This is a genomic window from Kribbella sp. VKM Ac-2566 (assembly GCF_004366005.1).
Classification (GTDB): domain Bacteria; phylum Actinomycetota; class Actinomycetes; order Propionibacteriales; family Kribbellaceae; genus Kribbella; species Kribbella pratensis.
This window is the reverse complement of the sequence record NZ_SODT01000008.1, coordinates 1740021-1760701: the sequence shown is the minus strand read 5'-3', so window position 1 is coordinate 1760701 and position 20681 is coordinate 1740021. Positions and strand designations below refer to the sequence as shown.

Genomic DNA, 20681 nt, shown 5'->3' with positions numbered 1-20681 from the left:
GCCGCGTCCCAGCCGCCAACACCGAGGAACCATGACCACCAAGGGGTCAATTTTCAACTGCCGCAAGGGGGTCAGTTTTCGTCTGCCGTTGACAGACGATCTCCCATCGCGGCTGACCTGTCGATTGGTTGTGCACGCACGGATCGGTGCTGCTGAGACGGCGGGCTGGTGGTCGACCAACCACGAGGCGCGCCTGATGATCTCGGGAAGTACATCGATTCCGTTGTCGCAGATCGAACGTATCGACGTCATCCGGTCCGACAAGACCGTGCTGACGACCCTGACCAACACCACCCGATAAGACAAAGCGCTATGAGCGGAAGCCGATGGGTTTTGGTCGCATGCCTGTACATGTCCGGCGTGGCCATACACCAGACGACGGTCTGCTACCGGCGATACCAGGCCACCCGTTTTCCACCGACCGCGAGGCTCAGCGGCCGAGCGAGGTCCTCGTTCTCCAGCCGTGCTGTCGTGGGTGCTTCGTCGGCCCGACGTCTGGAGCGCATGGCTCGAACACGTCGAACCGCGTGACGATGCGACGGGTGGGACGGCGCCATCGTCAACGTCCCCCGATTCGATGGGCGCCGCACCCTGACCCCGGACATCACACGTAGCGCGCGGCACACAGTCATGCTCGCGCAGTAGGCCTTCCGGGGTCGTGAGTCCGACGCCGGCGGCGCAGTCGGGACGAGCGATGGATCCGAGTTCATCGACAGCGATCCATTTGCCAGATCCAGAGGTTCTCGTCGAGCCTGCCTTGCGAGGGCACCGTCTCTTGACCTTCGGGCTGCCTGCTGAAGCTCTCCATGTCGAGCTCGAGGTCGACGCGTCGTATCGGATCGTCTGCTAGACCCTGGCAGCTCCGAATCACCTAGCCATACGGACCTTCAACTACCCGGGGCTAGTCATCGTGTCGCGTCCGTAAGAGATGCAAGTATTGTCTGGTCAGCTTTGACGACGTCAACGCGGGTGATGTCGGAAAGGGCGAATGATGAGCTGGCAGGGACATCTGCCTCAGGGATGTTGGATGTGGTCCACCAGCCGGTGGCCTCCGACTGCCCGCTCCGGGTGTACACGACGAGCATGCACCGCTGGCCGGGAGCAAGATCGTTCATGTGTATCTGAATGTCTGTTCCCCAGCTACGGCTGCTGAGCTGCACCTGCGTATCGATCCCGCCGACGCCATCTGTAGCGGACCACGTGACACCCCCCTCAGCTTGCGGCGGAGACGCCGGGTCGTCGGAGATCTGGCGACCGATCAGGCCGCCAGCGACCACCAAGACCACGGCGGCCGTCGCGGCGAGAAGCGTTCGCGTGGAGGCACGCCGAAGGCGCGTGATCGACGAATCGCCCGGCACGACGTTCGCGGCCTTCGGTAGAGAAGCAGGGGCAGAACTGATGGACAATGGTTGCCATTCGCCCGGATCGGCGTCATCGAGCTGCAATGCCACGACGTCTTCCAGCGTGAGACTGTGAAGTACCCCTGGCAAATGCGCAACTTGCTGGACGGCGTCCTGGCAGCTCGCGCAGGCCCGGATGTGCCGCTCCATCTCAAGTCGTTCGTCGGTATCGAGTCCCCCGAGCACATATAGGCCGATCGCGTCGGCTTGCGGACAAGTCATGTGCCGGTCACTCCTCGCTCCTCCAAAGCCACTCGCAGCGCCTGTAGCGCATAGAAGCTTCGCGATTTGACTGTTCCGATCGGAATGCCGAGCCGATCGGCTACTTCGGCGACCGTTCGCCGGCGGTAGAACAGTTCGATGATCACTTGGCGATGATTCCGGCTGAGTCCTCGCAGCACCTCGGCGACCTGCCAAGCCTCAAGCACTCGGTCGATGTCGTCGTCTGCCGACGCCAATTCCCTGTCGGCGATGGGTACCTCGGCCGGACGCGCAGTGCGTCGCCGGTGCCCGGAGATGACGAGGTTCCGAGCAACCGTGAACAGCCAGGGACCTGCTCCATCCGGGTCAAGAGCAGGCGACGTCCGCCAGGCGCGCAGCATGGTCTCCTGGACGACATCTTCGGCGTACTGGTGATCGCCGCTCACTGACCACAGGACATAGCCTAGGAGCGGCCGGCGATACCTCTCATACAGCGCCTCCAGGTCCGCTTCGCTCAGGGATCCACCATGCGTCGACACACGCCTAATACGCATCCGGTACCTGGATGGTTCAGTCGCCCTGAAGGTGAACCGAGTTGTCCCCAATCGCGTACCTCATTCATGGGACAGCGAGCCGCTGTGGGCAAGCCCCGCCGAGCGGATCCCGTCCTGATCGTCGTTGGTGGGCCCCGACCCGGCCCTGACGGGCCTAGCAACGGCGTAGTCAAGGATTCGCCTTACTGGCGATGTCAGCATCACAGGCAGTAGCTCAGACACAGGGAACTAGCGTGCGTCTTCGTCGTACTTGTACTCGCGAACACCGAGTCTGCGCCATGGCCTGGTCGGAAGGCTCCGCTGGAGACGGTGCTGTGCCGGCAACGCCGCGGGTGGTGTCCGGTAGTCGGGAACGGGCATCCCACCCGTGGTCCTCTGCGGTGTGAGATGTCGGCGCTCCGTGATGAACCGATTCCGTGCTGTGCGCGTAGTCACGAGCGTCCAGATCACGAACGAAGGGGATTCCCCGATGTCGCAGAAGTCGACGTACTCGGACAACTCCGCTGTGTCCGCCTCGGAGCGGTCGCCGGTGTCCGTGCTTCTTGTCTGGCCTTTCGAGGGCCGTCCTCTTGAATCACCGTGGCGCCTGGTCGCCGCCTGCGGTGCGATTGCCGAGGCGATCTCGCATCTCCCGCTGCTGATGCAGGCGTTGGGAGAGACGCCGTACATCGGGGTCGGGTTCCTGCTGCTCTCCGTCGCTGGTTTCTTGCTGGCGATCTTGCTGCTTGTCAACGACACGAGGGTGGTTTGGTTGTGCAGCGTCGCGGTCGCCGCGCTGGCGATCCTAGGTTACGTTCTCAGTCGCACGACCGGTCTCCCGCAATTCAGTGAACACGTCGGGCAATGGTCCTATCCGCTCGGCGTCGTCTCGATCGTCGGTGAGGCTCTGATGCTCGGCCCTGGACTCTTGAACATGGCCAAGAACCGGTAAGCCAGCGCTGCGCTGTGACTCGTTCCATGGCGGTCCTGAACACGTGCCAGCAGGACACGTCGTTCAGGATCGGTGGGGGAGTGCAACGCTGACACCGCGAGGGTGTGTGTGATCAGGGCGCTCGCCGAGTGGTGCCGCAGAAGAGCGGAGGACCGACTGAGGGCATCGCTGCTCTGCTCTACGACCCACACCTACTCATCGGGGCGAGAAGTAGGTGTGACCCAGCAGCATGCGTTGCAACCATCTGAACCCAGGCCCGCTGAGGAATCCAGGTCGGCCACCATCGTGGGAGAACCGGCCGGTGTCGACTGCCGGCCAGTTGATGTGCAAGGTGATCTCGGAAGGCCGGTGATCCGGGCGGCCGCGCTCGGCTGACCCTCGTGGCCGATCAGCAGCCACCAACCTGTCCCTTGCAGCGTTAGCAACAGTGATGCAGGTAGCTGCTTTCGGCTTCTAGCTGTGATGGTCATCGGTGTGGCACCGGCACCGACCTTGACGGAGTCTCCGTCTTCATCCTGCCGCCGAGTGATTAGCGTTGCGGCCGCTGCACGAGTACCGCAATGGATGCGTGCCTCGCGCTCCCGGCCCAGGTTCTACACCATTTCTCTGTGCCGAGGCCGCGGAACCCTTCCGCACAGCGTGCACGAAATCGTTCGATCCACTCGAATCCCGGCGGTGATTGAACACGGGACGATCGGCCTGCGTAGTGCTGGGCATGAGTGGTGTGCGACCGGTGGACGAGCAGGCGGTCCGGGCGATGTACGAGCAGCATGCTTCGGCCTTGCTGGCTTTCGTACGCCGCCTGTCCGCCGGCGACCGCCTGCTGGCCGAGGACATCGTGCAGGAGACGTTGCTGCGGGCCTGGCAGAAGTCCGGCCGGGTGCCGATCGAACAAGTTCGGCCGTGGTTATTCACGACCGCACGGCGACTCGTCATCGATGCGCATCGAAGACGCTCGGCCCGGCCTCCGGAGGCGAGCGCTGACCTCCCCACGACGGCGCTCGGTGTCGAGAGCGAGGTCGACATGGCGTTGGACGCCGCGCTCGTCACTGATGCGCTGAGGTCGTTGTCGGTCCAGCACCGCACGGTGCTGATCGACTATTTCTACCGCCGCTACACAACGACTGAGATCGCGGCCGATCGCGGGCTGCCCGCCGGTACGGTCCGATCGAGGGTCCACTACGGGTTGCAGGCGCTGCGCCTCGCACTACAGGAACGCGGGGTGGACGGACCATGACCTGCCCGATGGAAACCTACGTGGGACCGTACGCCCTCGGTGGTCTGGACCCCAGCGAGGAAGCGGACCTCTGCGGTCATCTGGATGACTGCGCACGGTGCCGTGACGTATTGAGCGACATCGCCTGGACTGTTTCGTGGTTGCGTAGGGTACCGGCCGGGGAGTTCGAGATCCTGGTCGCGGGAGACGGCGCTCAAGAGGCCATCGCCACGCCAAGCGTGGCCGGCCGCGCGCTGGCGACCATCGCCACCGGACGCAACGGACGGTGGGGTCGTCGAGACCGATGGCTCGTGGCTGCGGCCGTTGCGGCCGCGGTTGCCGTCGGCGTGACGACGGACTTGGTTCACGACTCCAGGCATGTCACCGCCGCCTCTACGGTGAGGTCGGTCGATCAGCACACGCGGGTCGCCGCGACTCTCATCATGACTCCCCAAGGCGCCAAGACTGGCCTTCGGTTGAACCTGACCGGCGTCGCGCCCGGCGAGCACTGCTCGTTGATCGCCCGCACCCAAGACGGACGGACCGAAGTCACCGCCGCCTGGGTAGCGACCTATCGCGGTGCGGCGGAAATTGCCGCGACCACGGCCCTCCCGGCAACGCGGGTGAAGGGTTTCGACGTGGTCACGACCGATGGCCGGGTCCTGGTGCGACTCGCCGTACCACCTAACCGATGAAGACACCCAGGAGGAATCCATGAGGTACATCCGCCGACTCCGGACTGGCGCGGCCGTGGCCACATTGCTCGCACCCGTTGTGTTGATTGCTTGCAGCAACGACGAGAGTGCTGACGCGGAAAGTAGCGGCGGCTCGTCGATCTCGATCACCGAACCTGCCAAGGACGCCAAGGTAAAGCTTCCGTTCAGCGTGAAGATCAAGGCTGGCGAAGAACTCGGTCCCACCGAGTCCGGGAAACATCACGTCCATCTGTGGCTCGACAACGATTCCGAGAACTACCTGGTTGTCGAGTCCGACGCTGCGACGGTCTCACCAGGCATGAAGGCCACCTTGAGCGGCAAGCCGTTGGGGTTGGCCCCGGGCAAGCACGTCATCCACATTTCCCTCCGTAACGCGAACCATTCCGCGGCCGGTGCCGAGACGGAGATCCCGATCGAGCTCGACAGCGGGACCGGCCCAGCGCCGTCGGTATCACAGACGTCCTCCGAACCACCGGACTACGGGAACGGGAACGGGTACTGACGCCATGGTTAGGCCATCCCGGACGGTCGAACGTTACAACCGGCGGACCCGGTGGTACCACGCAGTCATGTACGTGGTCGTCCTCCTGCTGCTCGGGACCGGGTGGTGGTTGCGCATCGGCCTGGAGGGCAATCCGAGCATCGTGGCCCGTTTGACCGGCGTCGCAGACACGACTCTCCACACGATTGCGGGATGGGTGCTCACCAGTCTGGTGGCAGTGGGCATGACCATCGGGTTCCGGGCAGCGCGTACCTTCGCGGCGGAGTCGGTGCGAGCAGATCGCGGTGATCTGCGCTGGTTCGTGCGCTGGCCGGCCGCGGTCTTCAGCGGTCGGTTCGCACATCACCGTGGACATTTCGACCCTGGGCAGCGCGTGGCGAACGTCGTACTGGTGGTTCTGCTGGCCGCTCTGGTCGCGAGTGGTGTCGGACTGACGCTCGTGGTTGGAGGACCCGGGTTCGTGTGGCTGCAGCAAGTGCACCGGTGGTCGACGTACCTGATCACCCCGGTATTGGCGGGCCACATCCTGATCGCGTCCGGCGTTCTGCCGGGCTATCGCGGAGTGGCCCGCGCGATGCACTTCGGTGGGCGGCTCAGGGTCGAGACCGCCCGCCGGGTCTGGCCGGTGTGGCTTGAGCAGAAGTCGAACAACCTGCCTGCGGACCGTGAGACGAGCGGTCGTGATTAGTAGTCTGCGGGCGGCCAAACAACGGAGGCGCAATCAAGATTCGGTGAATGCACATATTCATGGCCGTGCGTGTGGCGCCAACTGCAGGAGTCGGGGCGGTGCGTGCCCTACTGGCGAGCATGAGGGCCTGCTTCGCCGGTTTCGTCATCTTCGGCTGTGGTCGAGGGCTCGGATGCTGCGCCGAGGGCAAGCAGGTCGAGCCTTGTCCGGGCCAGATCACGGTCTTCGACGTCCCAGGAGCCGTACAGATGACCGGTCAGACCGGTCGAGTGACGCCTGTTACCGAACTCCAGAGCCGCAATCACAGCCAGCACGAGTACTACCAGGACGATGTATCCGATCATGGCAGTAATTATTCTATCTATTAAATCCTGCCACTACTGGCAGTACTGACATAGTCCGACAAATTACTGCCATGTGTCGGAATGCTGCGAAAGATCGCCGTCCGGGGTGATCGCCTGCCGCTGAACAACCGGGTGCTGATGGTGGGGCTGATCGCGTCGTCATGCAATCCGTCATGGCCGGGCGCGTCTTCACGGACCACATCCTCGCCTAGCAGATCTGCCTCCTGTCCGCGGTCAACGGTGCCGAAGTAGCACGAGCCGATCAATGCAACGCCGAAGCGACCAGCGCGAGGCATGGTGAGCATCAGGCCGATCTCGGTTGGTGAGGCGCGCAGTTCAGGAGCCGTGATTAGCCCAATCGAAGTGAAGAGCACCCCGGCCGCCGAGAGCGAGAGCGTGACGCCGCGGAGGAGTCTCTGTATCCACAACCAGCGCGGGCCCTCGAAGAGCGCGAGAGTTCGGCGTCGCGCACGAATCTCCCGCGGCCCGTTATGTGCTCGCTGCCGGCCTACCCCGGCGCTCGAGAGAATATGGTCACCCCGCATCCGTCAAGGGTCATGCCTCACTGTGGTGACAGTGGGAGTGAGTGCAACAGCAAGGTTGCCCCTGGCTGCGAGGCGGACCCGCGCTCGTTCCCATCGCGTCCGTCGATGGACGGGACGGGCGCAAACATCAGCCAGCACCTGGATTGCGTGATCCTAGTTCTGTGGCGAGGCTGGGAGGGCGATCTTCGGGGGCATGGATCCTGGAAAGCTGGACGTTGAAACTGATGCGGCGCGAGGTCAGTTGCGCCCCAAGGCTGGGCTGAATCACTCTGCATGGAGTATCCGCAAGCTCATCGAGTTGATTGACGACGCGATCGAATCGGCGGGGGCGCAGTTGGCTCGCTCTGCCGGGCTTTGGGCAGATTCGCCTGCGCCGTTCGATGAGTGTCCTCGGCCGGCGGCGCCTCGGCAGTCGGGCTCAATGTCCGCGCGGTCGCTGCTGGAAGAGCCGGACAGAGACCAGGGCATCGGCCCTTGCTGATACGTAGATCGGTGGGGATGTCCTTGATCAGGGGTTCCGGGTTCTGGTGGTGGGTTGGTCGGGATGAGCTTCGAAGCAGTCAGTTGTGGATGCTGCTTCGGAGGTTTTGGTGAGTTCTCAGGGGTTTGGGCTGTCGATTGATGAGCGGCGGCGGTTGCTGGCGGCGAATTCTGCGGCTGCGCAGTTCTTCCGGCGGGAGTTGCTGCGGGCAACGGGCGGGTGGCCGTTGGAGTATTTGAAGGCTCATGGTGCGGAGTCGGTGTTATCGGCGGAGTCCCCGTGGAGGGTGGGCTACGCACCGCCGACTTGGTCGAACCTGGTTGATCATCTGCAGGAGCAGGGGTTTGGGTACGGGACGTTGGCGCGGGCTGGTCTGCTGGCCTGGAACGAGCACGGTGATGCGGTTGATCGGCATCGGGACAAGTTGATGCTGGTCGCTCATGATCGGCGGTCGTCGGCAGTTGGGTTTGTCGGTATCGGGCAGGATGGTGTGGCGCGGTCGGCGACTTCGGTGACGCCGGTGCATCGGCCGGCCAACGTCCTGGTTGGGGCAGTCGAGCAGCGGGATCTGCTTGCTGGTGGCGCAGTTCCGGTGATCGTGGACGAGCCGATGGATGCGATCGCTGTGTCGAACGCCGGCGTGCAGACAGGTGGGCAGTGGGCTGGGATCCCGGTGTGCAGCGGTGGCCTGTCGACAGCCCAGGCGAACATGCTTCGCCAGTTCAGTACGAGCGACAAGGTGGTCGTCGTCCTGGCCGGCAGCGAGGCGGAACGGAACCAGTCGGCTGGCTACTTGCTGGATCTTGCGTTCTTCTTCGACAGAGTGCGGGCGGTTGCGTTACCTCCAGGGGAGTCGTTGGCTGGTTTGGCGCAGGAGTCCGGGGCGAAGCGCGTGCACGACCTGCTGCTGACGTCGCGCCCGTTAATGACGTATCGGGCCAGCGGCCGCGGCTTCGTGGCGTTGCGGAGCGCTGATCTGGACCGACCTGGGCCGGGCCCTGGGCTGTGATTCTCGTTGCTGCGTTGGAGTTCCTGGATGTCGTGATCCGGGTTCGGTGGTGGGTGATCTGAGGAGATCTTCGAGGTCGGATGTGTTCGTCTTTCGGAGGTTTTGGTGAATGATCCTGGGTTTGCGATCACGATGGAGGAGCGGCGGCGGTCGCTCGAGGCGGTCGTCTCCGCTGCGCAGTTCTTCCGCGGTGAGTTGCTTCAGGCAACGGGTTGGCCGTTGAAGTACTTGAAGGATGCGCGCATCGAGCACGTACTCTCGGCGGACTCGCCTTGGAGGGTTGGGTACGCCCCGGACACCTTGACCAGTCTGGTCGATCACCTGGCGGCTGAGAACTTCGCATACTCCACGATGGAAGGTGCGGGATTGGTGAACCGTGCCGGCGATGCTGACATCACGGATCGTTTCCGTGACCAACTCGTGCTGGTAGCCAGGGATGCGAAGTTGCATCCGACAGGGTTCATCGGGATCGGGAGAGATGGGCAGGCTCAGTCTCTGAGCCCGGTTACGGCGATTCATCAGCCGTCCAACGTCTTGGTTGGGATCGCGGAGCAGATGGATCTTCTGCGGGGCGGCGCGGTTCCGGTGATCGTGGACAACCCGGTGGACGCCATCGCCGTGTCGAGCGTGAGCCGGGCGTCGGACGGCCAGTGGGCGGGGATACCGGTCTTTGGTGCCGGGTTGTCGACCGCGCAAGTGAGGATGCTGCGCAAGTTCAGCCTCGGTGACACTGCGATCGTCATTGCCAACGGTGACGAGCATCGTCAGAAGCTGACAACCGGCTACCTGTTCGATCTGGCGCTGTACTACGACCGCGTACGCGCGGTCGCTCTGCCGCACAGCCCGAGCACCATCGCGACCGCCGAGTCTGGCCCGCAGATCATGAACGACTTGCTGACCACGGCCCGGCCGGTCCTGACCTACCGGTTCGGTGGCGCGACGGCCGCGGACCTCGTCCGCGATCCAGAGCCACCTGATCGCGCACCAGGCCTGTGAACGATCGTCTGTGCGATGCGCACGCCGCAGCGGTCGCGTTCTACCGACAGCAGATCCATGAGACCCCGAACGGGTGGGCGGCCCAGCATCTGCGGGACCGCGGCCTAGGCATGGTGCTGGCGCCGGACTCCGAATGGTCGGTGGGCTATGCACCCGACGGCTGGTCACGGCTCGTCGGCCACCTACGCCATATCGGGTTCGGCGACGCGGAGATCGTGGCGGCAGGTCTGGCGTTTGTGACCAGCAATGGCTACCTGGTCGACCGGTTTCGGGACCGCATCGTGTTCCCCGCGCACGACGAGGAGCTCCACCCCGTCGGCTTCATCGGGCGCTCCGCAGGCGATCGACTGCGGTACCTGAACACGCGGAACACGGAGATCTACTCAAAGGCGCGCACGCTGGTCGGACTTGACGCCCAGGTTGAGCGGCTGCAGGCAGGCGCAGTTCCGGTGTTCGTCGAGGGCACGATGGACGCGCCGGCGGTCAGTCTCGCGGGCGACGAGTGGGCTGGCGCGGCTTGCTGCGGTACGGCGATCACGCCCGAGCAGGCCCTGATCGCGCGATCGCACTCGCGGACAGGCACGGTCCTCGTCGCGCTGGACGGCGACCTGGGAGGACGGACCGGCGCCGTGCGGAGCCTGCCGGTGCTGTCGGAGGTGTTCGACGAGGTGCTCTTTGCGCGGTTGCCAGACAAACAGGATCCGGCCGAGCTGTGCGCGTCTGACCGAGGCCTGCTGCGTGACGTGCTGGGATCGGCGCGTCCCCTGGCCGACTTCGCGATCGAGGTCGAGCTCGCGAAGTGGAGCAACGTGCTGGACCACCTCAGCGGCCAGGTCAACGCCGTCCGGGCAGTAGCCTCCTTGGTAGCGAGCCTGCCCGCAGGGCGGGTTGCCGGCGAGGTCGCAAGGCTCGCGCGGATTGTGCATCTGGACGAACACGTCGTGTCGCGCGAGGTACTCGCGGCAGTCGGCGGTCTGAGTCACGCTCGCCCGCGGAAACGAGCAGGTCGTCGGTCTGGCCCGGATCTGGAGACCGACGTACCGCAGATCAGCAGAGATCTGTGACCTGGTCTCTGGGCAGTTATCAGATCCGCGGCATACGTCCGCCACCTGATGCACGACAGGGCTAGAAGCCTGTGCCACCACCTGGCGCGCCGGGCGAACGCACGCACATGTCGAGTTGCGGACGTCCGCCGCGATGCGCTTCCCACTGGAACGGTTGCTCACGCTTCGTCGGTCGCCGCGCCATCGGGCTCGGTTGACGATTCGTCTGGCTCTTCATGGACGGAGGGCTCCTTGCTGGCCTCGCCCTTGCGTTCGCCGAAGAGGAACGTGTGAACATCGAAATCGGGATCGTGATTGCCTGCGACGAGGCGCGCTTCCCACCCGAGAAGAGCCTCGTTTCCGGGCAGTTCTCCGACGGCGTTCGCGGCGAAGGAGACAGCCTCATCGTGTCTGCCGGCGGCCTCGAGTTGGTCGGCGGCTTCGAGTTGGATCAGCGCATCGATGGCGGCGGGAAGCGGCGCGTGGGTCTTGGTGTTGCGGGCGTCGTTTCGTGCCTGAGCCATGACGATCCAGTCGTCCGCACTCCATGTCGGCATCGGACGGTTGGACAGCAGCGAAACTGTGAAGGCGCTGGGCGACGGCGTATCCAGGACGGCTTGGTATTCGTCGATGAAGGCCGCAGCCTCGGAGCGGTGATCCGCCGGGTCAACCAACGCATGCCACAGGAGGTGTACGGCGATCAGGGCCGTCTTAGACTCACCGTCGGGCAGTTTGGGGACCAGACCCTCGATCTCCTGGCAGACTTGGTCGAGCGGAAGTCCGTCGGTGTGGTGTCCACCGATCCATCCGATGAGTGCCTCGGCGAAACCATCGAGCCGGCGCGTCGCCGCCTCCGCCGTGAGTCCGCCGGTCTGCCAGATCCAGTACTGGGGCGCAAGTTGCATCTCGACGATGCCGGGCAGGGCGTCGCGGTAGTCCCAGGGGTCGGGCGCGACCTTGTCCGCATCGGTGACGTACCGGCGGACGACGTGTCTGATGAGGCGCCACAGCCCGGCTAGGGTCAGCACGCGCTCGAAGCTCGGCTCGTAGGCCGTTTCTGCGCCGTCGGTGAAGAGCCACACGCCTTCGCCAAGGTCCTCAAGTACGTGGCTTCGCCGCGACCGGATGTCGTAGGCAATGCTGAGCATCCGCTCGAGGTCGGGCGCCCGCGGCGGCCGGACCGTCCCCACTGCGTCATCGCGGTAGTAGTCCGATGACAGTCGGGCAAGGGTGGAGGAGATGAAACGCCGTTTCAGGCCCGTCCGTTCAGCTTCGAGAACAGCAGTACGCACCTTGTCGGCCACTTCCTGATCTGCGTTTGCCAACGCCGCGTCGACAATCTTGCGTTTGGAGCCGTCGTAGCGGTCCCAAGTCACCGGGGCGGACAGCTCATCGTCCGAGATTGATTCGAGAGCGGCGACCAGATCTGTGTAGGCACCTGTGGGGTCATCGAGGGCTCGTCTTGTCGCATCGACGGCGTTACGGATAGCCCGCATGACGCGCGCGAAGTCGTCTCGGTTCATGTTGAGGAGGCCGTGCATGAACTGTCGGAGGTCGTCCCACTGGCTGGGCTGGACTGACTGTCTCGGCTCAAACAGGCCCGGGAAAAGGTCATTGGCCGAGCGCCCGCGCGGCGTGCCATCGCCGGTGACCAGGCGACGGGTCTGGTCGTGGTTCCGACTGACGGTGCGGTTCAGCACAAACGTCATCAGGTAGGCGAGGTCGTCGACGAGGGCGGTCCCACCAGTGGCAATCATGAAGTCGTCAGTGCCGTCGGGGCGTTGTTGCTCTAGACGGTCGACGACCGCGATCATCGCCGACGAGGTAAGCCCCATCTCGGTCGAAGCGATCACCTCGCCGACCGGTAATGCGATTGGCGGGTCACCGATGAACCAGGCATTGCTGTAGACCGTGTAGCGGTGCTCGGTCTCGTTGAGCGTGACGTCGGGACGGAAGAATCGTCCTGCGGCGATCTGGAGCATCAACTGCCCGCGTAGCTGCCGCGCAGTCTTCTTCTTATTAGCCACCGGTCTACTGTCGCTTATCGATGCCGTCTCCACCATCGAAATGCTCCGCCTGGCCAGGCTGCTGGCACCCACGGGCCGACTATTCCGCTGACGGCCCCGAAGCTCCCTGCGAATCTTCCGCGACCGGCACGCTCATGTCGAGATTCCGACTGTCTTGACGCGGGACATCCCGTCGGAGGGGGTGCTAACGGGCTGGCGGTTTGTATCCCGGAATCGGCCAGGTGTAGTCCGCGATGAGTGAATTGCCGGAACGGTCGGTGTGCGTGGCGATTTGTTCGAGCACGTCGGTCAGGGGCCGGTCGCGGTTGGCGAAGTCGGGCCCGCCGGTGACCTCCAGGCGCCTGGGCCGTGGTCGCGGGATGGTCGCATCCGACGGTACAGGTCGTCGCCGGGGTGGAAGTATAGAAACCGTTCTGCGCTGAGTACGGAGGAGTGGTTATGGATGTTCGCGAGGAGGGCGGACGAGTGACGGTCCCGGTCGGCGTTCGGTCCGCGGTCTCCGGACTGTTCGAGCCACAGTAGGGTCCGGCGGTCCAGGGGGACAGCGATTGCTATCCCGCCCGCCAGCCCTCGTTCGTCATAGGCGTCGCCCGGCACCAGAGATACCGGGACGTCTGAGGCTACGAGCCGTTTCCGCGTGTACGTGACGCGGGACCAGGACCGGTCGTAGACCTTGGCGGTCGCGTCGTCGTATGTCCTGGCGAGGACTTGTAGGTGCTCTTCGCCGTCGACGACGACCTCAGGTCCTTGGGGCGAGTGGATGTCGTCCCATACATATTCGGCCTCGGCCATGGATACCTCGCGGCCCAAACCTTGGCTCATCGCGTGCTGGAGGTAAGCGAGGCCGCCCATGCCAACTTGAGCCTGAAGGGTGATCGCAGCTATCTCGGCCATCCGTCGACGATTGTCGGGGCCGCGGAGGTACTGGAGGGCGACCCACCGGGCGAGTCGTTCGCGGTCGTTGTCCTGAAGCTGGAAGGTGTGCATGTCGATCGCTCGCCGCAGGGCCGGGGCAATCTCGTTCTCGACGTCGCTGAGCCACCGTTCCCACGCGTCGGTGACTCTCCCGTTTGGAAGGGTGACGGTATAGAAGTTTTCTGATGACCGCAGCGTCGGTCACCGACACCTCTCGACGACGACCGGTGTCGAGGTCCAGTTGAGTGATGCGTCCATCGACGTCAGCGAAGCCGCGCAGGTGCAGCCGGGGCACGACGTGGTGACGTTGCCGGCGGTTGTTGCTCATAGGCCACAGTCAAGCAGGCGTCGTCGCCGACTGCGCCCGCCGCGATGGCCAGTCGTGCCCGGCGTTGTAGATTTCCGCCCCGTTGCGGCAGCGCGTTAGCGACCAGCGAGCAGTCACACACCTACGGCGATTCCGTCCGCTCACCCAGATCGCCGACGCGGTCGCCTACGCCGTCGACCAAGCCCCTGCAGATCACCGTCAACGACCTCGTCATCCGCCCCGTCAGCTGGACCTGGTCGCGCTGGGGGATTTCCAGGAGTCCCTTGATTCTTGGATCCAGGTTCTGGATCGGGGCGGCGGACAGCAGATTGTGGGCATGGACGTTGACCTGGAGGAACTGATCGCGGAGGCGGCTCGTTCGGGGTGGGCGGCGGAGCCTTCGCGGCGGCTGGTCGAGGAGATCGAGTCGCACATCGTGGTTCCGTTATCGAGCCGGTTGCGGGACGTGCTGGGTCGTGACGAGGCCGAGCAGTTGGCGCGAGTGATCGCTTGGGAGCGGTGTCTTGAGCTGGCTGCCGCGCCGCCAGCGGACGGGGTGTCGTGGGGCTACTTGGCCAACTTGGTCCGGTGGCGGCTGATGGACGTCGCCCGCGCCACGGTTCTGCACGGCCAGCGGCACCGACTGATGCACCGGCTTCCCGAGCCGCCATCTACGCATCGCTGGTCCCTCGGGCCACACCTGGAACAGATCGCATCCGAGCTGGAGAGCGAGGGTTTGCCAGCCTCGGTCGGTCGCCGGCTCATCCGGGTTGCGGCGGACGGGCCGCCGTACTATCGCGCGGCGATCATCGAGCGCCTCCGGCAGGTGCGGGCGACGGCGGCGCAGGCAGAGGGCCTGGCCTGGTTGCTGCGCGGTGGGGCCGGCAGGCCGTCAGCGCTCGCGCGGCTGGCCCTGGGCCAACCTCCTGACGAGGTCTTCAATGATCCCGCCGTACGCCGATGGATCCGGGCCGCGGTCGGGCGTGACCAGCGGTTTTTCGGCGAACCAAGCCGTCTCGGCCTCCCCCGAGCGGCCGGCGTCGAGTGGCTCACAGCAGCTGCGACAGCCGCCTGACGAAAAGTCTCCTGGGCTCAACCGTTGAGACCCGGCATGACCAACTTCCACCTCCGGCCACCCAGCCATCACCTGTTCGTCCAGTGCTGCCGCGCGCCCGTCAAACTCGCCTCCCATCTGTTCGTGGCGGCGTGGATCATCCCGCAGTTGGTGGCGGCCGTCGGGTCCGCGGCGCTGCGCCGTACCGAGATCCCCGAGAGAGGAAAGCCTGTGAAGTCATCGAGCCGGTCCAGGGTCGTGATCGCGATCCTGGCTGTCGTTGGCGTGGTCGCGCTGATCGCCATGGTGGTAGTGCGCTGGCAGAGCCCAGACGCAACCGGCGGTACGTCGAACTCGGGCGGCACGACCTTCCCCGCTGAGGCGCCAAGGCAGCTGGAGGCCTGGTCACGGCCGACGATAACTGACCCGCGCGCGTTCGCAATCGCCTATGCCCGGGCGATCTGGACCTATGACACCGCTCGGCACAGCTATGTCGACTGGCAGAACGCGGTCAGTGTGTTCGCCGATCCGACCTCGGCTGCGCCGCAGGTCGCCAGGAGCCTGCTGCCGCAGTGGGCGGAGTGGGACCAACTTCAGTCGCACAAGGCCCGCGCCGTGGCGCGAGGTATCTCGGCTGAGGTGACACCAGAGCTCGAGGTGATGATCAAGCGCGGCCACGCACCGGCCGGCTGGCACGCATACGTCGTCCATGGCACGCAGACCGTCGTCACTGACGCCGACACCAGGTTCCTGGACCGGCAGGCCGCAGTAGCCGTCGTCTGTACGCCGACCTGCAAGTTCTGGTCGGCAACGTCGCAGGTGTCGCCGTGATCATCAAAGCGACGCTGGCGACCGCTCTGCTGGTGAGCTCCGTCGGCCTCATGGCGCCGATGGCCCTCGCAGTTGGCGGCACGGAAGACACCTGCGCCGCGACCCCAGCCGAAGGCACCTGCGGGACGCCGGCCGGGGCCGGAGGTGAGCTTCCGGGCGCGGACAAAGCCGTTGCTCGTGCACTACGTCTGGTCGGCGGCCACGGCTATTACCAGCTGTGTGCGCGGCTTGCCGCGAACATCTGGGGTCGGCCGCGCGCCGGGTACTTCTCGGCCGCCGAGCAGTGGCGGCAGATGGTCGCGACCAACAACGCGCATCCGGGCGATCGTCGGCCGCCTACCGGAGCACTCGTGTTCTGGGAGACCGGCGGACCGTACGGCCATGTCGCCGTGTACGTCGGTGACGGCCGCATCGTCTCGAACGACATCGGCGACACGATCCCTGGCGAAGGCGGGGTCTACCTCGTCGACTTCGCACTCATCGAGTCCCAGTGGGGCGTGACTTACCTCGGCTGGGCACCGCCCATCTACTCGACTACTTGAAGGACATTGAAGTGTTCATCGGCAATGCACTGCTCCGGCGGATGGTGATCATGCAGGATCCCGGCGTGACCCCGAATACCAACGGCCTGCCAGGGCTCCCCGCGGTACGGACGCTGGCCGGAGCGACGATCACCTTTGCGCTCGTGTCCTGCGTGGTGGCCTTGATCATCTCCGCGGCCGCATGGGCCCTGGGCAACATCAACGGCAACGCCCACTTCGCGAGCAAGGGTCGTACAGGTGTCCTTGGGTCGCTGTTCGCGGCGATCCTGATCGGCTCGGCCAACGCCCTGATCCGCTTCTTCAGCGGCATCAGCATCGGCTGAGCGGGACGAGCCGATGGCTGAGATGGCTTGGAAGGATTGCCTGCTGGATCCGGCGGCGTGCGTGAAGGAGGCCGTCGACGGCACGGCGTGGGACGTCGTCGCCAACTGGCTGGCCAAGGGACTGAAGGACACGGCGATCAGCGTGTTCGACAAGTTCAGTGCCAGTACGACGCCCGACTTCAACCAGCAGTGGTGGCGAGACAACCTCGACCTGATCGTCACGATCTCGCTGCCGCTGCTGGTCATCGCGTTCGTGCTGCAATGCGCGGCGGCCGCGATCCGTCGCGAACCAGCGCGGCTCGGCTCGGCGGTGTTCGGAGCCCTCCTGGGGACGGCAGGCGTGCCGTTCGCGATCGCTGTGGTCGTGGCCAGCGGCCGGATGGTCGATGAGATCTCGTCCGCGATTCTCAGCCACAATCCCGCGACCACTGCGGGGTTCCGGCGAATCATCGACATCACCAGGGTGCTGTACCACGCCACCAACGGTGGCTTTCTGATCATGGCGATCGAGTTCGGGATCCTCGCCACGATGGCTTTGTACTTCGTGATGCTGATCCGCGAGGTGGCGCTCGTCGCCTTTGTCGTACTGGCACCCATCGCGCTGGCGAGCTGGACCTGGACGGCGACCAGGCACTGGCTGCGTCGCTGGATCGAAGTGGTCGGCGCGCTGTTGTTCTCGAAGATCATCATGGCCGTCATCTTCACGCTGGGGTTGTCGGCGATCGGCAACACGGACCAGGCCGGCGATTCGAGTCTCGGTACGTTCCTGGCCGGAACCCTGCTGTTTGCGATGGCTGCCTTCGCGCCGTTGGCCACCTACTCGTTCATTCACTGGGCCGGCGACCAAGGGCAGAGCGCTCTGTACGCCGTGCAACAAGGATCCGCTGGCCCGTCTGCGATCAAGGATCGCTTGGAGCAAGCGCAGCGCTGGGCTGCGTTCGACTTCACCGGTTCACGCGGCCAATCCGGTCCCGGCCCCGTCATCGGCGAGGGCAATGATTCTCGGGGTGACACGGCGGCCGACACAGCGGCCAGCGATCCTTCTACTCAGCAGCCACCCGGGACCGACATCGAACCTGATTCGTCGCCGGCAACCGCGCCCGGCGATGCCGCCGAGACTAGCCGTGTGTGGGTGGATCGGTCGACAGGACCAGGCCAGGACGGCAAAGAACACGGCCACGGCGATGGTGACGGCCAGGGCGGTGAGATGCGGTGACCAATCCCGACATGCTGTCGACACGCTTCCCTCGCCCTGAGCAACATGCCGTACTGCTTGGGCTTCGGCCGGTGCAGGTCGCGCTGCTCCTGACAGCGATCGGCGTGGTCACGCTGTCCTTCGTCACCCGAATGTCGGCGATCGCGCAGTTCGGCGGACTCCTGACGGCGTCCGCCTGCGTTGCAGTGGCGTTCGGTCGAGCCGAAGAACTGCCCGCGTATCGATGGTTGGTTCTCCGAGCGCTTCACATTTGGAGGTCGATTCGGGGTCAGCAGTCGTATCGTGCTCGCGTTCTCGAACCGCGCCAGCACGGGCGTCTGCAGTTGCCGGGGGAGAGCGGGACGATGCGCGTCCTGACGACCGCCTCGGGGTTCGGCGTGGTACACGATCCGCGGCGTCGGCGGCTGATCGCGGTCGCACGGATCGAAGGCCCGGCGCATCTGCTGCAGAACGCAGACGAGCAGGACCGACGTGTTGCGGCGTACGGGCAACTGATCGCCGGCCTGTGCCAGGGCAACCGGATCGCCCGAGCGCAGATCCTGGAACGCACACTTCCCGATCCTGCTGATGAGCTCGGGCAATGGGCCAAGACGCGGAAGCTCGATCCACGTACGCCGGCCGGCGCGATCTACACCGATCTACTGGCACAGGCGGCGCCGACCGCGGCGAAGCATGAGACGCTGTTCAGCTTCGCCGTGAACCTCGACGCCGTATCGCGCGAGGTTCGGAAGCACGGCGGTGGTCTGGTCGGTGCCGCCGCAGTCTTGGAGTCCGAGGCCCGCGCGTTCCAGACGTCGCTCGCTGCCGCGGGAGTGGCTGGTGCGTGGTTGGGCGCTGGAGATATAGCCGCTAGGCTGCGCACTGCCTTTGATCCGGCGGCGACGCGGACAGTCCCGAACCCGCAGGCACTCGACGCAGCCGACGCGGGGCCGTTGGCGGTCGACGCGGCGTGGGATCGGCTGCGGACAGACACGTCGCTGCATCGGGTGTACGTCATCACTGAGTGGCCACGGATCCGTGCGACGCCGTCGTTTCTCAGCCCGCTGCTGTTGAAGCCAGGCATCCGGCGTACGTTCACGATGGTGCTGCAGCCGATCCCGATGGCCAAGGCGCTACGCGACGCACGACGCCACCAGGTCGAACGCGTCAGCGATCGAGTCACGCGCTCCCGAATCGGGCAGCTCGAGACCGAACAGGATCGCCAGCTCGACGCCGACGTGGCACAACGCGAACGCGACCTCGCTGCCGGCCACGGCGACGTTCGGTGGCTCGGCCTGCTCGCTGTGTCGGCGGACACTGAGGAGGCGCTCGACGACGCGTGCATGGAGATCGAGATCGCGGCCACACAGGCGCTTCTCGACCTACGCCGACTCGTCGGACAGCAACTGGAGGGCTTCATCGCGGCGGCTCTGCCGTTAGGGGTTGGGCTCGGATGAGTCGACACTCGGTGTACTACGAGCGCGAGGGCGTCGACCGCGCCACCCGGCGTGCGAATCGGCGGTCGTCGTACGACGTACCAGGAAAGCCGCCCGTCAGCGCGATCGAGGGCGAGCCGGGATCTGGCCGGAGCCGGAGGCTGCGGGTTGACACGCACCGAGCCACGACCAGGGTGCTGCGAGTGGCATACCCGTTCCTGGCCGAAGGCGGATTGGGTGCTGATGGCACCTATATCGGTTCCGACGTGTTCAGTGGCGGCTCGTTCGTCTACGACCCGTGGGTGCTCTACCAAGGTCGAGTAATCACCAACCCGAACGTCTTGCTGGCCGGTGTCATCGGCAGTGGGAAATCCTCGACGGCGAAGGCACTGATCACCCGTTCCCTTGCCCTTGGCCACAAGGCGTACGTCCCGTGTGACCCGAAGGGGGAATGGACCGCAGTCGCCGAGGCGATGGGCGGAGCCACGATCAAGCTCGGCCCCGGACTCGCAACCCGACTGAACCCGCTCGACGCCGGCCGCAAACCGGCGACAGTCCAGCCCGACGAGTGGCAGCGGATCGCCTGGTCTCGCCGCCGAGCCCTGCTGGGCACGCTGGCCGAGTCCACGCTCGGCCGTCCGCTCGCCGCTGTGGAACACACCGCACTGGACCTAGCGCTCGACACCGTGTCCAGTCAGGTCGATACGCCGACGATCCCCGATGTCGTCGTTGCACTCTTCACCCCAGACTCGGCGTTTGCCGAGCGCGCTGGCCTGCGCACTACCAACCTGACGGATGACGGCCGCGAAGTCGCCCATGCGATTCGCCGTCTTGTGCACGGCGATCTGTCCGGAATGTTCGACGGTCCGTCGACGACCGAGTTCGACCCGGCCCTGCCGATGGTCACGCTCGACTCCTCATGGCTCGGAAGCGGCGGCAACGACGAAGCCCTACGACTCACCCTGGCCTGCGCGTCGTCGTGGCTCGAAGCCGCGGTCGCCGATCCCGCCGGCGGCAACCGCTACATCGTGTACGACGAAGGCTGGCGAGTCATGCGCGACGCCGCGCTGCTGCGTCGCATGCAGGAGCAGTGGAAGCTTTCTCGGGCCTGGGGCGTCTCGAACATCCTCATCGTCCACCGGCTGTCCGATCTCGCAGCCGTCGGGGATCTCGGCTCCGAAGCACGAGCCCTTGCCGAGGGTCTGCTCGCCGACTGCTCCACCAGGATCATGCTCCGGCAAGAACCCGATCAGCTCTCTCGCACTGCCAGCCTGCTCGGCCTCACCGACGTCGAGATCGCCACCATCGCGAAACTGCCCAAGGGCCGGGCGCTCTGGCGTCTCCCGAACCGATCCTTCGTCGTACAACTCGTCCGCCATGCCCGCGAAGTCGAACTCTTCGACACCGACGCCCGGATGTAGACGC

The 20681-nt window shown here is 65.3% G+C and carries 21 protein-coding genes and 2 pseudogenes; 17 read left to right on the top strand and 6 right to left on the bottom strand.

From position 1 onward, the window contains the following. Positions 1-301: hypothetical protein (locus EV647_RS11430; RefSeq protein ID WP_238177150.1), on the top strand; the 301-nt coding region annotated here is incomplete at its 5' end. A 604-nt stretch (positions 302-905) separates the two neighbouring features. Here EV647_RS11430 and EV647_RS11425 read toward each other — a convergent pair. Both EV647_RS11425 and EV647_RS11420 read right to left on the bottom strand, forming a co-directional pair. Next, the gene (locus EV647_RS11425) at positions 906-1622 is read right to left on the bottom strand and encodes an anti-sigma factor (protein WP_134001702.1); all 717 of its coding nucleotides are present in this window, start codon (positions 1620-1622) and stop codon (positions 906-908) included. After that, the gene (locus tag EV647_RS11420; protein WP_134001700.1) at positions 1619-2155 is read right to left on the bottom strand and encodes a sigma-70 family RNA polymerase sigma factor; all 537 of its coding nucleotides are present in this window, start codon (positions 2153-2155) and stop codon (positions 1619-1621) included. The genes EV647_RS11425 and EV647_RS11420 overlap by 4 nt, the downstream gene beginning before the upstream one ends. Before the next feature lie 529 nt (positions 2156-2684). On the opposite strand from EV647_RS11420, the gene EV647_RS11415 reads away from it, so the two are divergent. The 5 genes from EV647_RS11415 to EV647_RS11395 all read left to right on the top strand — a co-directional run bounded on the left by EV647_RS11415 (position 2685) and on the right by EV647_RS11395 (position 6208). Further along, entirely contained in the window at positions 2685-3086 is a 402-nt protein-coding gene (locus tag EV647_RS11415) for a hypothetical protein (protein ID WP_134001698.1), read from the top strand. Positions 3087-3801: 715 nt separating this feature from the next. After that, the gene (locus EV647_RS11410) at positions 3802-4323 is read left to right on the top strand and encodes a sigma-70 family RNA polymerase sigma factor (RefSeq protein WP_134001696.1); all 522 of its coding nucleotides are present in this window, start codon (positions 3802-3804) and stop codon (positions 4321-4323) included. Between the two features lie 140 nt (positions 4324-4463). Continuing rightward, a complete protein-coding gene (locus tag EV647_RS11405) occupies positions 4464-4997 on the top strand; it encodes a hypothetical protein (protein ID WP_166680284.1) in 534 nt (177 codons plus the stop codon). A gap of 19 nt (positions 4998-5016) precedes the next feature. Beyond that, on the top strand, positions 5017-5520 hold the full coding sequence (locus EV647_RS11400) for a hypothetical protein (protein WP_134001692.1): 504 nt from the start codon (positions 5017-5019) through the stop codon (positions 5518-5520). 4 nt (positions 5521-5524) lie between these two features. Beyond that, positions 5525-6208 carry a cytochrome b/b6 domain-containing protein gene (locus tag EV647_RS11395; protein WP_134001690.1) on the top strand — a complete coding sequence of 228 codons (684 nt, stop codon included), beginning with the start codon at positions 5525-5527 and terminating at the stop codon, positions 6206-6208. Between the two features lie 107 nt (positions 6209-6315). On the opposite strand, the gene EV647_RS11390 is transcribed toward EV647_RS11395, so the two are convergent. Next, complete coding sequence (locus tag EV647_RS11390; protein WP_134001688.1) at positions 6316-6552, bottom strand: hypothetical protein; 237 nt, start codon at positions 6550-6552, stop codon at positions 6316-6318. Between the two features lie 20 nt (positions 6553-6572). Further along, positions 6573-7097: a hypothetical protein gene (locus EV647_RS11385; protein WP_134001686.1), complete on the bottom strand. Its 525-nt coding sequence runs from the start codon at positions 7095-7097 to the stop codon at positions 6573-6575. Positions 7098-7663: 566 nt separating this feature from the next. Here EV647_RS11385 and EV647_RS43665 point away from each other — a divergent pair. From EV647_RS43665 to EV647_RS11370, 4 genes and pseudogenes are all read left to right on the top strand, one after another. After that, a pseudogene (locus tag EV647_RS43665) lies at positions 7664-8041 on the top strand (hypothetical protein); the annotation flags it as partial. Positions 8042-8098: 57 nt separating this feature from the next. Further along, entirely contained in the window at positions 8099-8587 is a 489-nt protein-coding gene (locus tag EV647_RS42935; protein ID WP_238177148.1) for a hypothetical protein, read from the top strand. Positions 8588-8692: 105 nt separating this feature from the next. Beyond that, positions 8693-9583, top strand: coding sequence for a hypothetical protein (locus tag EV647_RS11375; protein WP_134001682.1), 891 nt, complete (start codon positions 8693-8695; stop codon positions 9581-9583). After that, a complete protein-coding gene (locus EV647_RS11370) occupies positions 9580-10647 on the top strand; it encodes a toprim domain-containing protein (protein WP_238177147.1) in 1068 nt (355 codons plus the stop codon). Before EV647_RS11375 ends, EV647_RS11370 begins: the two co-directional genes overlap by 4 nt. A 158-nt stretch (positions 10648-10805) precedes the next feature. Here EV647_RS11370 and EV647_RS11365 read toward each other — a convergent pair whose 3' ends face one another. Both EV647_RS11365 and EV647_RS42930 read right to left on the bottom strand, forming a co-directional pair. Further along, the gene (locus EV647_RS11365; protein WP_134001680.1) at positions 10806-12653 is read right to left on the bottom strand and encodes a hypothetical protein; all 1848 of its coding nucleotides are present in this window, start codon (positions 12651-12653) and stop codon (positions 10806-10808) included. A gap of 288 nt (positions 12654-12941) precedes the next feature. Next, positions 12942-13896: pseudogene (locus EV647_RS42930) on the bottom strand (DUF4238 domain-containing protein). A gap of 316 nt (positions 13897-14212) precedes the next feature. Between EV647_RS42930 and EV647_RS11355 the strand changes: the two are divergent. From EV647_RS11355 to EV647_RS11325, 7 genes are read left to right on the top strand one after another with little or no spacing between them, the layout of a single operon-like run. Then, positions 14213-14950, top strand: coding sequence for a hypothetical protein (locus EV647_RS11355; RefSeq protein ID WP_134001675.1), 738 nt, complete (start codon positions 14213-14215; stop codon positions 14948-14950). Positions 14951-14986: 36 nt separating this feature from the next. Further along, the gene (locus tag EV647_RS11350) at positions 14987-15760 is read left to right on the top strand and encodes a hypothetical protein (RefSeq protein WP_134001673.1); all 774 of its coding nucleotides are present in this window, start codon (positions 14987-14989) and stop codon (positions 15758-15760) included. Next, positions 15757-16302 (top strand): CHAP domain-containing protein, encoded by a 546-nt coding sequence (locus EV647_RS11345; protein WP_134001671.1) that lies wholly within the window; start codon positions 15757-15759, stop codon positions 16300-16302. Before EV647_RS11350 ends, EV647_RS11345 begins: the two co-directional genes overlap by 4 nt. Further along, on the top strand, positions 16299-16625 hold the full coding sequence (locus EV647_RS11340; RefSeq protein ID WP_238177146.1) for a DUF6112 family protein: 327 nt from the start codon (positions 16299-16301) through the stop codon (positions 16623-16625). The genes EV647_RS11345 and EV647_RS11340 overlap by 4 nt, the downstream gene beginning before the upstream one ends. Before the next feature lie 13 nt (positions 16626-16638). Next, the gene (locus tag EV647_RS11335) at positions 16639-17841 is read left to right on the top strand and encodes a hypothetical protein (RefSeq protein ID WP_134001669.1); all 1203 of its coding nucleotides are present in this window, start codon (positions 16639-16641) and stop codon (positions 17839-17841) included. 11 nt (positions 17842-17852) lie between these two features. After that, complete coding sequence (locus EV647_RS11330) at positions 17853-19277, top strand: SCO6880 family protein (RefSeq protein WP_370342812.1); 1425 nt, start codon at positions 17853-17855, stop codon at positions 19275-19277. After that, positions 19274-20677, top strand: a complete 1404-nt coding sequence (locus tag EV647_RS11325; protein ID WP_134001664.1) for an ATP-binding protein — start codon at positions 19274-19276, stop codon at positions 20675-20677. Before EV647_RS11330 ends, EV647_RS11325 begins: the two co-directional genes overlap by 4 nt. Positions 20678-20681 lie beyond the last annotated feature (4 nt).

Excerpts from the sequence above, each read along its gene's own strand:
- EV647_RS11425 (WP_134001702.1), bottom strand. The coding sequence starts at position 1,622 with ATGACTTGTCCGCAAGCCGACGCGATCGGCCTATATGTGCTCGGGGGA.
- EV647_RS11420 (WP_134001700.1), bottom strand. The coding sequence starts at position 2,155 with ATGCGTATTAGGCGTGTGTCGACGCATGGTGGATCCCTGAGCGAAGCG.
- EV647_RS11410 (WP_134001696.1), top strand. The coding sequence starts at position 3,802 with ATGAGTGGTGTGCGACCGGTGGACGAGCAGGCGGTCCGGGCGATGTAC.
- EV647_RS11400 (WP_134001692.1), top strand. The coding sequence starts at position 5,017 with ATGAGGTACATCCGCCGACTCCGGACTGGCGCGGCCGTGGCCACATTG.
- EV647_RS11395 (WP_134001690.1), top strand. The coding sequence starts at position 5,525 with ATGGTTAGGCCATCCCGGACGGTCGAACGTTACAACCGGCGGACCCGG.
- EV647_RS11390 (WP_134001688.1), bottom strand. The coding sequence starts at position 6,552 with ATGATCGGATACATCGTCCTGGTAGTACTCGTGCTGGCTGTGATTGCG.
- EV647_RS11385 (WP_134001686.1), bottom strand. The coding sequence starts at position 7,097 with ATGCGGGGTGACCATATTCTCTCGAGCGCCGGGGTAGGCCGGCAGCGA.
- EV647_RS11355 (WP_134001675.1), top strand. The coding sequence starts at position 14,213 with ATGGACGTTGACCTGGAGGAACTGATCGCGGAGGCGGCTCGTTCGGGG.
- EV647_RS11350 (WP_134001673.1), top strand. The coding sequence starts at position 14,987 with ATGACCAACTTCCACCTCCGGCCACCCAGCCATCACCTGTTCGTCCAG.
- EV647_RS11335 (WP_134001669.1), top strand. The coding sequence starts at position 16,639 with ATGGCTGAGATGGCTTGGAAGGATTGCCTGCTGGATCCGGCGGCGTGC.
- EV647_RS11330 (WP_370342812.1), top strand. The coding sequence starts at position 17,853 with ATGCTGTCGACACGCTTCCCTCGCCCTGAGCAACATGCCGTACTGCTT.
- EV647_RS11325 (WP_134001664.1), top strand. The coding sequence starts at position 19,274 with ATGAGTCGACACTCGGTGTACTACGAGCGCGAGGGCGTCGACCGCGCC.